Source organism: Streptomyces sp. NPDC107765, assembly GCF_055657085.1.
Genome location: NZ_JBVKBL010000009.1, coordinates 242,612 through 257,523, shown reverse-complemented (window position 1 = coordinate 257,523; position 14,912 = coordinate 242,612). Strand labels below are relative to the sequence as shown.

The following is a 14,912-nucleotide window of genomic DNA, read 5'->3' as shown; positions in this document are numbered from 1 at the left end:
CAGGCCCACTCGGACGAGGGCCGCGGAGCTCGCCCGGCACCGACCCCGGTCGCACCGGCCCCGTCCGCCCGAAGACTCGTAGGGAGTTCCCGTGATCAGCCAGGAGCAGGCGCTCGCGACCGCCGAGGGGTGGCTCAACCCCGAGGGACAGGAGCACCGTGAGGTGCGGATGCAGGAGTTCGATCTGGGCTGGGTGGTGTGGGCCGCGGCCCCACCGATCGAGCGGGACCCGGTCACGGGCAAGCGCCGGCCGCCGGCCACGATCGGCCACTCCTGCGGTGTGGTCGACCGCCGCACCGGCGAGCTCAGCAGCTGGCCTTCCGTGCCGGTCGAGGAGGTCGTGCGGATGTATCAGCAAAAGCACGGCGGCGGCCAGCAGGCTGCGCCGCCCGCGCAGCCGCCGGTCACCGGCCCCGGCAACACCACGGTCATCACCTACGTCGACCCGCGCACCGGCGAGGAGATGAGCCTCGTCAAGAACTCCGCCCCCGGTGAGCCGCACTCCGAGTACCAGGCCCTGGTGGAGATCGATGTCCTCGGCGTCCCCGCGCGGAACGTGGTCGCGATCCACACCGACCTCAGCTCCAGCCTGCTCCCCGGCGGGTACCCGGGCCTGCTGATCGGTCGTCGCTTCCCCAACGCCCGGTTCTCCTGCACGCATGAGTACGGCCTGCGGGGCGAGGAGCGCGCCGAGGCGATCGCCGGGCTGATCCAGCACGTCGAGATGATGCACCAGATCGCGGGACAGCAGCCGCCGCCACGGCCTCACCGCACGCCGGTGCCGACCGACGTCGAGCCGGCCGAGCCGCTCCGCGATGTTGCCCTGGGCCGCGAGCTGGTGAAGGCCTTCGGCGCTGACGACGTACGTCGCTACGACGCCGACGACGTGGCGGGCACCCCGCTCCCGGAGGCCGCCAAGGCCACGCTGACATGGGCCGGGCTGCCGACCGACATCCCGTTCTTCTTCACGGCCGACAGCCCGGAGGCAAAGCTTCCGGCCGGCCTGTTCGGCAATGCCGCCGCGCATCTGCGCGAGGTCGGCTCCCAGGCGAGCGCCGACTCCCTCGCGTTCCTGGAGGGTCACGTCAGGATCGGCACCGACGGGGTCGCTTTGATCACCGTCCAGTGCACGGGGTCCGAGCTGGAGGGTGAGCCGGTCGGTCAGCTCTGGGCCGTCACTCCGGAAAGCGGCGCGGGCCGCCGCGTCAACGCCTCGGTGTCCGCCTTCGCCCGCTCCCTCGCGCTCCTGCACACCACGCGCGAGGAGATGATCGCGCTCGACCCGATCATGGCGGGCAGGGCCGTCGCCGACTTCCAGGGTCAGCTCGTCGCCATCGACGCATCGGCCCTGGACGACCCGAGGAACTGGTGGTCAGTGATCGTCGAGCAGATGTGGCACGGGTTGTTCTGATCGCCCCCCATCGCCTTGGAGGCCGGGACATGCCCTACAACCCGGCTCAACGGACGCGCCTGGTCGGATGGCGAAAACAGCCGCGAAAGTCAAGACGGGGAGGCAGTACCGGAGCATGGGCCGGCGCTACGAAGTGGACGGATACACCGCCGAGTTGGACGACGACTTCCAGGTCGTCTACCGCAACCCACACGGCACGAAGCTTCAGCAGGTACCGGACCGGCTCGCAGACAGCCAAGGCGTACGCCGGCTGTACCGGCTGCGGCGGGCGCTGACAGAACACCGCAGGCACGCGCGGCGTGCAGGCCGAAGCCTGGGCCACCGCAGGCACGCGCGTGCCCATGGCCCTCGCCGAGTCCGACCCCGTGTGGCGCGAGGCACTCGACGACGCCGGCGTCGAGCCGGCGGCAGACCCGCACGCACCGGATGTCGACGAGGCGGCGCTGATCGCGCGGACATACGCCCACCCCGACGGCCACACCATGACGCTCCTCCTGAGGGCCTCCTTCGCACCCCACTGGGACGCGCTTGTGGCGTCGCAGGAGGACTGGGCGCTCACGGACACGTTCCCGACCGGCATCAGGGTTCCCGGAAACGCGGAACCCCCGTTCCCCGAGCGGCTGATGGCAGCGCACACCGGCCGGGAGCAGGAGGCCCTGGAGGCGGCCTACGCCTTCGGCTGGAGCCTTGGGGCAGCCCGCTTCTCCACAAGTCCATCTTGGACGACGACTTGGAGCACCTGGCCGCGACGGCACCCAGGTTCCTCCCCGCCTTCCTCGACGAACTCGCCGACATGTGCCTGAAGGTGGGCGGAGAGCACAAGGAGCACGCCACTGGGTACTTCACGCGCGCCAGGAACGTCGAACGCGAGCACCACACCAAGCCCGACGAGCGATGGCTTGACGCCCGCTACGCCACCTTCGCGGACCATGGGGCGCTGGCCATCGGGACACTACGCGCGCGTGCCAAGGAACTGGCTTCCCGGGGCGCCGTGGTCTCGCCGGAGCAACTCCGGCGCTTCCGCGACGTACTGGTGCGACGCGTTCACGCACCCCACGACCTGTATCCGGGCATGGTCGCGGATCTGCGCAGGGTGGCCCGGGCGGCAGGAGCGAATCCCGAGTCCGAAGTGGCCGCGCTGCTTGAGGGCATCGTGCCGAGGGCCGGGCTGTACGCGGGCGACACGGACAAGTTCTGGGCCGACGCCTTGAAGGGGAAGGCCCTGGATCTGCTGGTCGAGCGGCGCCCGGAAACGGTGTACGACGTACTGCGGCTGGTCCCCGGCGACGCGAACACCCCGGAGGACTGGCTGTCGCTGCTCCGACGAAGCGGTGCCCTGGCCCTGTTGACGGGCGAGCGGCTGGGGGTTCCCGCCGGCGAGGTGGCCCGCCTGCTGCACGACTGGCTGGCGAGCGAACCGACTTGGCGTGTGCGTAGTGACGAGCTGTACGACCTGGCGGTACGCCTCGCCCCGCGCCCTGGCGGCCGACGCCGTTCCGGTGCGCCTGCCCTTTCCCGCACCCGGCCGCAGGCGGGCTGCCCCCATCCCGCTCGACCTGGCGGACGAACTCCTCGAACACGGGGTCCCGTTGGCCGACCCTCCGCCGAAACTGGGCAGCCCGGGTGCCGCCCACATGCTCGTTCACCGGCGCCCGCGCCTGACCAGGCTGCGCGCCGACCCCCGCTTCGCCCGCGAACTACGCCTCGCGCTCAACGCCGAACTCGAGCTGGACGGGTTGCCGGAGGCGGGGGTGTCATACCACCGTCACTATCGCCCCCACCGGGACGCAGAACCCAACAGCTGGCGCAGCACCCCGGGCATCTGCCGTACGCCCATGGGCCGCGAGGTGCTGTGCGCATGGCTGAACCGCCAACGCGGACGCCTGCGCGCAGGCCTCGACCTGAACGGGCTCGTGCACGTGCTCGCCCCCTTCGTGCACATCGGCGGGGTTGTCGACGAGCTGCTCAAGGACGAGGCGGCGGCAGGGGAGTTCGCGTCCGTGGACGTGGTCGCGCTGGTCCTGGCCGACCTTCCGACCGAGGCCGACCGTCCAGCGATCGAAGGGCTGATGGCCACGATGCGTCCCGAGGACCTGATCGGCACCAGGCCCATGCAGGGCTTGCGCACACGGATCGACGAGACCTTGCCCGACCTGTCCGAGTTGCAGGTTGCCCAGGCCTGGAAGGCACTCCAGACGGGGGTCAACTGCCAGGAGGGGCTGAGGCGTCTTGTCGCCCGCCTCTCCGACTGATCGGCGTCACGTGTTGTGGAGTACGTACGACCAGGCGGGCTGCTCACTGCCCGTCTCGTCGACCTCGGCCAGCGCTCCCAGGACCCAATGGGTGATCTGCCCTCGCTCGGAATTGGCCGGGGGCAGAATACTCCGCGTACGCAGCCCGGTGACCAGCAGCGCGACCATGGTGAGGAAATCTTCGAGGCTGTGCGCGGCGGGAAGGCCGGCGAGGTGATCCTGGCCCGGCTTCGGGGGAACGCGCAGGACGTGTCCGGTGGGCCCGTCGATGACGAGCTTGCCGCCCATCCACTTCCCGATCTGGAAGAAGGGCCCGCTTTCGGGGACGGGCTCGATCCCCTCGGGCCACGAGGGCAGTTCGTCGAGAATTCCGACCTCCCAGTTGCCGAACGGGAAAAGCCCCATGGCCCCTTCGTTCATGTATGGCAGACCGAAATCAAGGAGAAGTTCGCGTGTCGCCGCATGGGTGAGCCGATCCGGAAAGTCCTCGACCTCGATGGGATAGAGCGCGTCCTCGCCGAACAGTGTGATGAGGTCCTCGTGACTCGGTGCCGGCGCGTCGATCGGACTGCACGGGCCCGCGTCCGTGAAGTCCCCGCTCAGCGGTTGCAGCCGGGAACCGAAGTCGGAGATGTCCACGCCGCCCGCAGGGCTGATGGCAATCAGGCCCACGTCGCCCGCGAAGACGACGACTTCACCCACGGCCAGTGGCGCGCAGGGCAGCATGAAAGCGCGCTCGTTTCGCCGGGGGGACGACGAGGCGAACAGCTCTTGGACACGAGCAGGAGCGGCGGAGCCGCTCCCGGGTGACGCGGGCCAGGTGAGATCCGCACGATGCTCCTGCGGAATCTCGTCGCTTTCCCAAGGGCCTGCGACGCGGTCTCCCCTCTCCACGTCCCAGATCGAGACATACGGCTGCTGTGCTCCGTCCACCGTCCGCTGCTGCAAACCGGCAATGGCGGGTCGCCCCTGCCAGCGCACCTCCGCCAGCGCGGCGAATCTCCCGGCCCGCAGATAGCGCGCGTGATAGCCACCCGGCGGCCGCCAATCGGCCCACTTGACCTGCCAGGGCAGTGCCACACCAGAGGAGGCGACCGCTGACGCGAACTCGAGATCGTCGCGCGAAAGCGCCATCAAGTGCAGCCACGAAGCCCACTCCGTCTGATACCGCGGTGTGACTCCCCAGTTCCACAGATGAATCGCGTCGGCGGCCGCCGTGTTTCCGGGGATGAGGAACGTGATGCTTCGTGCCGCGTCCATGAGCGCCGTTTGCGGCAAATTGGCGATGACACGTCCGTCCCGAAGAACTTCGTCGTACGTTCCCGCCTGTACGGCGTGCATGGCGAGCCCAGTGGCCGCGTACAGGCCGATGGCACCGTGCTTGGCCCACCCCTCGGGGTGGCGGAAACCCGGAGCCGAGCGCATCAGCCACGCAACCACATGACTGTTGAGACGGGAGAGGTCGGCAGAGTCGATCTCCCGACGCAAGTCCTCGGCCAGGCCCTCGTCGACAAAGGAAACCCCGAGAGGTCCGAGCCGAAGAATTCCGGACGCTTCCCTCGCGAATTCGGCGAGTTCGTCTTCGGATGCCGCCTCACCGGCCAGCGCGGTGACAAGTTGGGCCCAGACAGGGACGGGTACGAAGCGGGGCTCGGCCAGTGCCAACGCCCGCACGGCAACGGACTCTGTTACCGCTGGCAGAGACTCGACGGCCGCCGCGGACAGGCGAAACACCGCCCTGGGATCAACACGGGACGGCAGCAATTCGGGAACCACATGGACCACCACGGCCAACTTGCCACGTGCCAGCCACGGAAGGGTCCGGGTCACCAACCGCTCGGGCTCGTGCGACCGCCGTGTCGGCCCGGCACGATGGGCGTTGACGACCAGCAGCAGCCGCTCCTCGGGCCACGCGCCGAGCGCGAAACGCCAGTCGTCCCGCTTGTCCGCGGAGAGCTCGACTCCGAGCGCCGCGAGGGCCTGCTGCATGACCTGCTCGGCGGTGAGACCGGTGGCGTCGACGACAACACTGCCGGGCACGTGCTCGTGTATCTCCCGCATGACGGCCGAGGCGCCATGGCCGTCCGTGGGGACAAGATAGGCCACTTGGCCGCCGAGCCCACCCTCACGCCACCATGCGCCGACGTGACCGGCGACCTCTTCCTCGGGGATTCCGGGGGTGTCGGTGGTTGGCTCGGGCATGGTCCTCCTCAGTTGTGCGATGACTCCTCGACCCTACGCGTGGTGGGCGGTGACGGAATCAGGCTGGGGCAGCCGCGACGCGGTGCAGCACCACGGTCCAGTCGTCCTCGCTCGGCCATCCCGTGAGGTCGGCGAGCTGCCAGGTTTCGTCGCCCACGGGGAAGGTCTCGCCAATGCGGAGGGTGTGATCCTGCTCCTCGGTGGCGACGGTCGTGAGCTCAACCCTGACCGAGCCGTCGGACTCCCTGTAGATGTCCATCACTACAAACCTCGCGTTCTGGGACTTTCGCTGAATCCCGTGCCAGAGATGAAGCGTGTCGGCACTACTCACTTCTCATCCTCCAAAGACGCATATTGGTTGCTGCAGTATTTCATGAATTCCTTGATGGTCAGCGGCTGGGGGTGTTTCAAGTTATGCGGATTGCGCAACTGAATCAGGCCCTTGTCGTCGACCGAGACGATCTCGTAGGCGTGGGAACTCAGGAGGCCCTTCTCCATCTTGTTCTCCACACCCGTGCCCCTGGGGCGGGTGCCGATAACGACCGGTCTGCCGCTTTCCGTGAGCTCTCGCAGGTGGTCCAGGACTTGCCTTTCCGGGCTGCGGCCGTGCATATCGTACTGCGTCGGGAAATCGTGGTTCTCCGACGTACGTCCCGTGAGCTGGGCGAGCAGCTCGGCGCGGTCGCCCGATGTGGAGCCCTGGCCGATGCGGGAGTAGCCCGTCAGCAGGTTGCCGTCGAAGTCCTTGTAACGGGGGAACTGCGAGTGGTACTCGCGCATCTTGTCGTCCCAGAACTGGTCCAGACCCGCGATGGCCTTCTCCATGACTACCGGCCAGGCCACACCCACGTCGTTGGCGTCGGCGTAGACGGTGGTGTGGGGGAACTCGCTGTACACGGGCACGTCGGGAGTGACCCGGACGGTCAGGTTGCGCCCGGTCGGAGCCTGGTTGCCGTACTTGTTGCGCCGCACCTCGTGGAAACGGACCTCGTAATTGCCGTCCTCCGTCTCCCGGATCATGTCCTGGAGGAGATCCGGGTACCTGCTCGCGACGGCGCCCATGGTGGCGATGATGCCGCAGTCGCCGATTTCACCCTGCTGCGTCTGCTCACGCGACGGAGGCCCGTCGAACAGCGGCACGCGCGTCCCGTCGGGACGGTCCAGCGGGGTGCCGTAACGGTCGGGCTGGAACTCCGCCAGCTTCTTGTGGTTGCCGAAGCGCGGCTGGTCCACCTCAGTGGTGATCTCGGTGGCCTCGGCCGGCCCTGACTGGGTCATGGACTGCCAGAGCTGCTTGAATCGGCCTCGCTTTTCCGGCTGGTTGTCCGAGGCGGGGGAGCCCTCGTGCGGCTCGCCGGCGGATGGGGTCGGGGCGCCGGCCTGCTCGCCCGCCCTGGCGGCGGTGGTGGGGCTCGGGGTCTCTGCCGCGACCGCGAGTTTGGGATCCCGCTGCGAAGCGTCGCGGTTCGAGCGCTGCGAGTCCGCCGGCGCGGAGGTTCCGTTGTGAGCGGTCCCGTTGTGCGGGGGAGAGTTGACGCTCGCGGGGTCTGCCGAAGGTGCGCGCTCGCTATCGGTCGGGTTGGTGGTCGTCGTGCCTGCGGGGTCGGTGGGAGGCCTGCGGTCGACGCCTGCCGGGTTCGCCGGTGGGGTGCGGTGAGGGCCCGTGGGATGAGACGGGCCCGACTGGGGCGCCTGGGTGGGCGGTGTGTTCTGGTCGGGCGTCGGGCCCGGCGGTGTGTTCTGACCCGGATTCGCCAGCGTCTGTGCCAATTCGTTCACGAAGTTCAGGTGTTGCTGAATCTCCGCGTCCTGGTTCTGCTGGCTCGGCGTGCGGTACTTGCCGAGCGCAGTCCTGATTTGCGACTCGGTCTTGCCTTCCGCGCGCAGCCTGTCCCGCTCGGCCGCCTTGAGCTTCTTGAGGTCCGGGTCCGCTCGATAGGTCGTGCTGTAGTGGACGGGAACGCCGTCCATCGCCTGGGAATCGTTGATTGTCCTGGAGCAGTTGGCGTGGCCGGTGGGATGACCGGATGTGGTGTTGGGCAGGCCACAAGGCTCACGTTCGGTGTAGAGGCCCTTGACCTCGACTTTGGTCTGCTCCCGAGCTTCGCGATTCTCATTGAGCTGGTCGATCCAATTGAGGATGTGGGATTCGGAGTGCATCGGGTCGGCGCCGTCCACGGCAGGGGGAACCGACGAATCGACGATGTAGTGACTTTCCTTGGTGTCCGGGTCGAAGACTTCCACGACCGCGTAGTTCTTGCCGGAGAAGTCGGGTGAATTGCTCTCCGTCTCCTCAAGCAGCCGTTTGAGGTCCTCCACATCCCGAAGGTTCGTCCCGTCCGGGTGCGAAGCGAGTTCACGTCGCCACGGAGCCGCTGATTCGTGGAACTTTCCGTCGTTGTACGTGTCGTTGTGCGCGGCCGGGTCAGGGTTCACGCCAACGGCGTTGTTCGCATGGAAGGACTGGCTGAGGCGGGCCAGAGTGGCGATCGCGGCGTACCGCTGGCCGTCGTTCATCTGCGACCACGCGGGATCAAGATGCTGCCGGAGATCGCTGTCGGTGAAGTTTGTCGTCGGCGTCGGAACACTCCGGTGCGCCGTCATCGCGGCCTTGTGGGCGGCCGCAGCCTGAGGGAGAGCCTGCTGGGCATTGGCGAGCCGCTGCTCCGCCGCCGCCCGCTTGGCCTGAGCGGCCTGCTTCGCGTCGTCGGTCTTGGCTTTCCGCTCCGCGGTCGCCGCCCTGGTCCGCTCTGCCTTGGCGTCGGCGACTTCCTTCAGCGCCCTGTCATAGTCCTGCCTGGCTTCACGTACCTGTTGCGCCGACTCCGCGTGCGCCTGGCGGCGATCGATGGATTCCCGCAGCACGTCGGCCAAGGGCACCCGCGGCGGGTTGCCTTGCGGCTGGGCCCACTGCCGCATCTGCGCCTGGACCGGGTCCAGACCGATCCGATGGACGTCGTGCGCGTCTCGAAGGTCGCCCTGTGCCTTGTCCGGAGGAAGGTTCGCCTGCGCATCGGTCCGTGCTTCCGGGGCGGGAAGGCTCTGGTTGCGCCGCTCGCGAGTGGCTTCCGCGCTGGGGTCGTTGGCCCCAGGGGTCGAACCGGCCGGGCGCTGGGGCGATGTGTGGTCGGTATCGGCAGGTGTGGTCTGGCTCTGGTTTTGCGTGGTTGGCTGGTTGGTGGTCTCGATGAGGCGACGGTTGGCGTCCAACGGGATCGCGAAGACGCCGTTGTTGCCGCTGTGGAGCGGGGTGGTGCTGCTCTGGCCCGTCTGCGGATCGGCGTAGACGATCTGGCCGTTGTGGTTGACCACGTTCCAGGCGTGGGCACGGCCGTCGGCGTTCTGGGTGATGATCACGGCTTGTGAGCCGTGGCCCTCGTTGAGGAGGGCGGTCTCCAGGTTGTGGTACGCGTCGCGGCCGTCGCCGAAGTCGTCGAACTCGGCGCCCAGGGCGTTCTCGATACGGTCGCGGCCGTTGGGCTCGGGAGTGTCGGCGGGGGTGCCGTCCTCATTCGGGCTGCGGCGGGCGGCGACCGTGGGGTTGCCCGCGTACGAATCGACGAACGCCAGTGCTCCGTCCGGGCAGTTGACGTCGCGACCGGACTCGTCGGGGTTCTGGCCGCGCAGATCGTCGACCCAGGTGCCCTCGCGCGGGTCAGGGGCCTGCTGGAACGAGCCGTCTTCGTTGCGCGGGAATCGCTCTTGCTGCGCGCGGTTGTCGGCGTCGGTGGGGTCGTCGTAGCCCTCCGGCGGACCGGAGGGGCGCGTGGCGGTGGACGGGAAGACTGGTTCCCTCGACTCCGCTTGCTGGTCGGTGTCTTGAGGGTCCTGGGTGTCTTGAGGGTCGTGGGTGTCGTGGGTGTCGTGGGTTTCCTGGGAATCCTGAGGGGCTTGGGAACCCTGGCTGTCTTGCGTGTCCTGCGCGTTGTCGGGCTGCGGGCTGTCCTGGTCCGTCGCGTCCGACTCCTGGGTCGCTTCCGCGTCCCGGTCCGTGGTGGAGTCCGTGTCCGTGGCGGTCTCGGATGCCTGGTCCGGGTTGGACTCCTGGGTGGTGTTCGTGTCCGGGGCGGTGTCCGGAGAGATGCCCTCGTTCTGCGGTGATGTCGTCGACGGACTCGGCGTCATCTCGGGGGCCGGCGTCGTCTCGGGCGTTGTGGAGGATTCCGAGGTCGTCGACGGCGGTGCTGTGTCGGTGTTGGCGTCGTTCGCGTTCTGTTCGGTGGTCGAGCCGTCGTTGTCGGAGGACGCCTCGTCAGTGGACGGCTCAGCGGACGGCGAGGTGATGGAAGGGCCGTCCGACTGAGCGTCGGGAGTTGACTGATCCGTCGACGAGTCGGGGCCCGGGCTGTTGTCGGTGTCCGGAGTGTTGTGGGTGGACGGTTGAGGGGTCGACGGGGTCAGGAAGTACGGAGTGATCGGATTCCGATTGGCGTCCAGCGGGGTGTAGAAGACCTCTTGGGCGCCCAGGTGAATCGGATTCTCGCTCACGACGCCTGTTTGCGCGTCGACGAACAGGACCTGCCCGTTGTGGTTGACCGCCGCGAAGGCATGGCCGCCACCGCCGGGCCAGTTGACGCCGATCACGGCTGCCGAGCCGTGCCCGGCCTGCGACAGCTCGTAGGCGATACGTGCGTACGGATGGGGATGGTCCTTGCCCGCATACGTGCTGGGTGCGCCTGCCCAACGCGCCTGGTTGTCGACCGAGTCGCGCTCCGCGGAAAAGGTGTTCAGGCTGCCGTCCGCATTGCGGTCCAAGGTGCGCGGGGCGGACACCGTCGGGCGGCCGAACCATGTCTCGAGGAACGAGCGGGTGCAATCGGCGCAGTTGTTGGACCGGCCGGGCACCCCCACGCCGCCGTCGTTCTGCAGACCGACCCAGTTTCCTTGCCGCGGGTCCGCGTACACCTGCGGGGTGCCGTCGGGATTCCTCGGGTGGGCGTTCTCGAGGTCCTGCTGATGGGCGGGGTCGGGTGTGGTCAGGCCTTCGGACGGGATGTGCAGGTCGTTGCGGATGTCCGAAAGGTTGTCTGCCTGGGGCGGAGGCGGAGGCGCCGTGGGTTGCCCGGGCGCGCTGCCGTCAGCGGGGGGCTGGTTCTGATCGGGCGTCTGGTGGGTGGCGTCCGGCTGCTGATGGTCCGGCTGTTGGTTGTTCGGTGCCGGCAACCCCTGGCCGTCCGGCGTGGAAGTGGGGGACTCGGCCCGTGACTGCTGGTCCGTCGGACGGTTGGTCGGCTGCTCGCTGCGGGGCGGCGTGGTCGGGCGCCCAGGCGTCTCGGTGCGCGGAGTCTCGGTACGCGGTGTGTCCACGCGTGGTGGTGTGGTGGGGCGGCTGGGCGTTTCGGTACGCGGTGTGCCAGTGCGCGGCTGCGTGGTCGGGCGGCTCGGTGTCTCGCTGCCCGGCGCCCCGGTGCGCGGCGCCCCGGTGCGCGGCGGCGATGCGGGACGGTTCTGCTGGGAGTCCCGCGACGGCGTCGTGGGCCTGGTGCTCGGCTGTTCCGTACGCGGCGTCGTGGCCCTGGGCGTGGTGGCCCGCCGTGTCGTCGTGGGGTTGCCTGCCGCCGGCGCCTGCGTCGGGATGGGGCCGGCCGCCGGTGGTGGCATGGCACCCGGGGTCGATGTTGAGGGCGTCGCGGACGGCGGGCCCGCCTGCTGCGGGATACCCGCCTCACCGGGCTGCGTACCGCGGGCCGGGGGCGCCGCCGTGGCGGTGCCGCCCATGAGGCTGAGGTTGTCGTCGTCCGGGTGGTGCGGGGTCGGTGCTGACGGTGTCGGGGCGTGACCCTGCCCAGGGCTCGGGTTTGCGGTGGGCGTGCTGCCGGGCATGGCGCCGCTCGGCATGGAGAAGCGGCCGCTGCCCTGGTTCTGATCGTTGTTGCCGTCGTTGGAGTCGCCCGGTATGTGGCCCTGGGCCGGTGCGGGCATCGTGGTGACCGAGTCGCGGTCGACCTGGTGCACGCCCGGTTCGGGGCGGGAGTCGTCGGGAGCCGGGGCAGGGGCGGCCTCGGGGCGAGCTGTCTCCGGCGGCGGGGACGGCATGGGCGCGGGCTCGGTGTTGCGCGGGTCCGGGATTGACGCGCCCTGCTCCGGGGTGTGGACGTCGACGCCTTCCGGACGGCTCGGGCGAGCGCTGTCCGGAGTGATGTCCGGCGCCGGGGAGCCATCGACATCCGGCGTGCTGCCGGGGCCCTCGATGGGCGAGGAGTTGGAGGGCATGGACGGCTCGTTGCCCGGTGCCGTGCTCGGCGGGGCGTCCGGTGTGCTGTCCGGACGGGTGGAGTCAGGGGTGGTGTCGGCGGCCGGTCCGCCCTCCACGTCCGGCCTCGTCGTGGTGGACGGCGTGGACGAGTCCGGAGACGAGTCGGGGATGGACGAGTCGTCGCCCAGAGGACGACCGATGCTCTCGTTGTAGGCCTGGGTGCCCACGTCGAAAGGGCTGGGCGAGTCGGAGCCACGGCTTGGTGAGGGTGAGGACGACGAGAGTATCGACGAGTCCGGGCTGCCGGTGCTGTCCGTGCTGCTGTGGGACGGCGTACTCGGGGAAGAGGAGGGCGAACTCGAAGCCGAGGGGCCATCGGACGACGAGGACGGGCTCGATGGAGAGCTGTCCGAACCGCTCGACGGAGACGAGGACGACGGACCGCCGATATCCGGTGCCCTGCGCCCGGAGCCGCCGCTGTCCGCGCTGCCGCGGTTGCCGCTGCCTGCAGTGTTGCTGCTGTTGCCGGAGTCGGTGGAGGTGCTGGCGGTGCCGTCGGAGCCCGCAGAGCCGTTGCCGTCGGTCCTGCTTCCCGAGTTGGTTCCGGAATTGCGGTCTGCGCTGTCGCTCCCGTCGTTGGAGCTGGTGGAGTCGCCGCTGCTGTCGGTGCCGGAGTCGTTGCCTTCGTGGCCGCGGCCTGCTGCGCTGTCGAGGCCGCCACGAACGCGGTGGCCGGCGCGGTGGCCGGCGCCGTCGCGGAGAGATTCGCCGAGGGTCTCGCCAGTGTTCTCAACAGCGTCGGTGAACGCCTTGACCCCCGTCTTGGCGGTGCGGCCGAGGTCATAGCCGTTCTGGGCGCCGAAGTTCTGGTTGACGGTCTGGGCGATGAGGTCGGAGGCGATGGCCTGCAGGGCGGATACGAAGGGTTCCTTTGCGCACTCGAGGGCGGCCTCGAGGAGCTGCTCGGCGGCCTTCTTGAGGAGCTTGCGGACGACCTCACGGGTGGCGAGGGTGGCGGCGGCGCCGCCTATTTCGGACAGGCCCAGCGTGAAGGGGGCGGTGGCCTGGGCCGCAGCGATTTCGCAGGCGAGGATCACCAGTTGGACGATGACCGCGACCTTCATGGCGATGACGATGGTGGCGGCGGCCTCGAAGGTGAAGGCGATGACCTCGGCCGCCTGCTGGGCGTCGTCGAAGTAACCGGAGCCACCTGAGAACTTCTCCCAGGTCTTGGTGAAGCCCTCGATGGCGTCGCCGGAGTTCGCCGCCAGGACGTTGCCGGCCAGCTCGGTTCCGCGAGCCTGGAGTTCGGCGACATCGGAGCCGAACTGGCGCCACGTCTGGGCGCATTCGAAGAGCATGTCCTCGTCCGCGGTCGGCCAGTCGAAGCCGAGCATCTCCAGGACCCACTCAACGGCAACAGGTGGGTTCAACAAGGTAGAGCTTCTCCCCCGTGATGATGTGCGTAAATGCGTGGCGTGCGCGATGCGCGCGCCGACAGGCGGTGGCCGCCCGCCAGTCCCTCGTCGTGAGCCTGCCGGCTCAGGTCACGGGGCCGAGCTTTCTCTGGACGACCGTGCCCTTGTACGGGTCGTCCCACGCCTGCTCGTTCTCAACGTGCTGCTTCATCAGCGCGTCGTTGAAGTCTTCGTTCTCGGCGTGGTGCTTGGACATGGCGATCAGCGCCTTGCCGATTTCCTCTAGCTTGGCCGCGAGGTGGCCCATCGACTCGTACATGCCGTCGCGGAGGCCTTCGTAGACGACGCCGAACTTCTCGCCGAGGTCGTCATCACCCCAGGGCGGCGCGCTGGACTTGCTGTCCAGGGTGGTCAGGCTGCTCCAGAGCTGCTCGCCGAACGACTTCTCTTCCGGCTGCTTCTGCTTCGCCGCCACATCCTTGGTGGGCTCGCCCGCGCGCAGTTTGGCCAAGCCGTTGACCAGACGTCGTACCGCATCGTTGAAGTCATCGCCGAGCTTGACGAAGTTGGCGCCCTCCGACTTCAAGGACTCCACATCGGCCTGAAAGCCACCTGCCCCTGCCACAACATCCCCCACGTTGGTCATGGTTGCTCAACGACATGTTCAACCCTAAGCCAAACAGCGTGCTGGCCGAGCACCAGTTACGTCCATGCGTCACGATCGCGTTCTCCGGATGCGTGCCTCGTTGGCCCGGACCCCAGACCGACGAGTCCCACTGCGAACTCCGGCCCGCAAGCGGCGGTCTCTCTCCCTATGGGCTGGCAGGACCACCCGGTGCACGGGTGGTTGGCCGACGATGTGGCATGCCCGAGCGTCGCGCACCACCTCGAGTCAGTGAAGAGGCCGATGCCTGCGGCTCATCCTGACTGCCAGGCACCTCATGTCAGAGTGCGGTGGGACGGGGACGATGGCGCCCAGGTGTACTGCCCTGTGAGGTTGGGGACGCGGCTGGCGGGGAGGATCCCGAGCTTTGTGATGTCGACGTGGACCCCAGGTGGCCGGGGCGGCGTGTTCGTACCGGTGGATAACGCGGCCAGTGGCGCGGTCCACGTGGGCCGGGCGGGCGAGCTGGAATCGGCTGAGGATGCGGCGCACGGTCGTGGAGTTCAACCGCGCCGGGTAGGCGATGCGGGCCGGTTCCCAGCGGTACAGGAGGCGGACCGTGATGATCCGCCGCTCGGTGCGGGGAGGGGCCCAAGGCGGACTGTGATGCGGACGCGAAGAGCCGTCACACATCCCCGCCTCGCCGCACTGACGATTGCTTGTAGGCCTCGCGGTCGAAGGCCGGCGGCCTGCCGCCCCGGCTGCCTCGTCGCAGTGGGTGCCCACTACCAGGGGCCGGCAGCGGGCATCGGCTGCCAGGTGAATCTTG

Annotated in this window: 8 protein-coding genes and 1 pseudogene; 4 read left to right on the top strand and 5 right to left on the bottom strand. The window is 68.8% G+C overall.

Going from position 1 to position 14,912, the window contains the following annotated elements; translation table 11 throughout:
* Positions 1-91 precede the first annotated feature (91 nt).
* The 3 genes from ACZ7MX_RS23215 to ACZ7MX_RS23205 all read left to right on the top strand — a co-directional run bounded on the left by ACZ7MX_RS23215 (position 92) and on the right by ACZ7MX_RS23205 (position 3,663).
* Positions 92-1,411: an SUKH-4 family immunity protein gene (locus ACZ7MX_RS23215; protein ID WP_472134940.1), complete on the top strand. Its 1,320-nt coding sequence runs from the start codon at positions 92-94 to the stop codon at positions 1,409-1,411.
* Positions 1,412-1,752: 341 nt separating this feature from the next.
* Complete coding sequence (locus ACZ7MX_RS23210; RefSeq protein ID WP_472134938.1) at positions 1,753-2,214, top strand: hypothetical protein; 462 nt, start codon at positions 1,753-1,755, stop codon at positions 2,212-2,214.
* 633 nt (positions 2,215-2,847) lie between these two features.
* Positions 2,848-3,663, top strand: a complete 816-nt coding sequence (locus tag ACZ7MX_RS23205; RefSeq protein ID WP_472134936.1) for a hypothetical protein — start codon at positions 2,848-2,850, stop codon at positions 3,661-3,663.
* Positions 3,664-3,669: 6 nt separating this feature from the next.
* Here the strand turns inward: ACZ7MX_RS23205 and ACZ7MX_RS23200 are convergent, their stop codons facing one another.
* The 3 genes from ACZ7MX_RS23200 to ACZ7MX_RS23190 are packed head-to-tail and all read right to left on the bottom strand — an operon-like array spanning position 3,670 to position 12,078.
* Positions 3,670-5,865 carry an SUKH-4 family immunity protein gene (locus ACZ7MX_RS23200; RefSeq protein WP_472134935.1) on the bottom strand — a complete coding sequence of 732 codons (2,196 nt, stop codon included), beginning with the start codon at positions 5,863-5,865 and terminating at the stop codon, positions 3,670-3,672.
* Between the two features lie 58 nt (positions 5,866-5,923).
* Positions 5,924-6,196 carry a DUF6406 domain-containing protein gene (locus ACZ7MX_RS23195; RefSeq protein WP_472134933.1) on the bottom strand — a complete coding sequence of 91 codons (273 nt, stop codon included), beginning with the start codon at positions 6,194-6,196 and terminating at the stop codon, positions 5,924-5,926.
* Positions 6,193-12,078: a toxin glutamine deamidase domain-containing protein gene (locus ACZ7MX_RS23190; RefSeq protein WP_472135097.1), complete on the bottom strand. Its 5,886-nt coding sequence runs from the start codon at positions 12,076-12,078 to the stop codon at positions 6,193-6,195. Before ACZ7MX_RS23190 ends, ACZ7MX_RS23195 begins: the two co-directional genes overlap by 4 nt.
* On the opposite strand from ACZ7MX_RS23190, the gene ACZ7MX_RS23185 reads away from it, so the two are divergent.
* A complete protein-coding gene (locus tag ACZ7MX_RS23185) occupies positions 12,077-12,274 on the top strand; it encodes a hypothetical protein (RefSeq protein WP_472135105.1) in 198 nt (65 codons plus the stop codon). The two genes, ACZ7MX_RS23190 and ACZ7MX_RS23185, sit on opposite strands and share 2 nt — an antisense overlap.
* An 845-nt stretch (positions 12,275-13,119) precedes the next feature.
* Here the strand turns inward: ACZ7MX_RS23185 and ACZ7MX_RS23180 are convergent.
* Together ACZ7MX_RS23180 and ACZ7MX_RS23175 are read right to left on the bottom strand one after the other, a co-directional pair.
* Positions 13,120-13,422: pseudogene (locus ACZ7MX_RS23180) on the bottom strand (WXG100-like domain-containing protein); the annotation flags it as partial.
* Positions 13,423-13,603: 181 nt separating this feature from the next.
* On the bottom strand, positions 13,604-14,125 hold the full coding sequence (locus tag ACZ7MX_RS23175) for a hypothetical protein (protein WP_472134932.1): 522 nt from the start codon (positions 14,123-14,125) through the stop codon (positions 13,604-13,606).
* Positions 14,126-14,912: the final 787 nt, after the last annotated feature.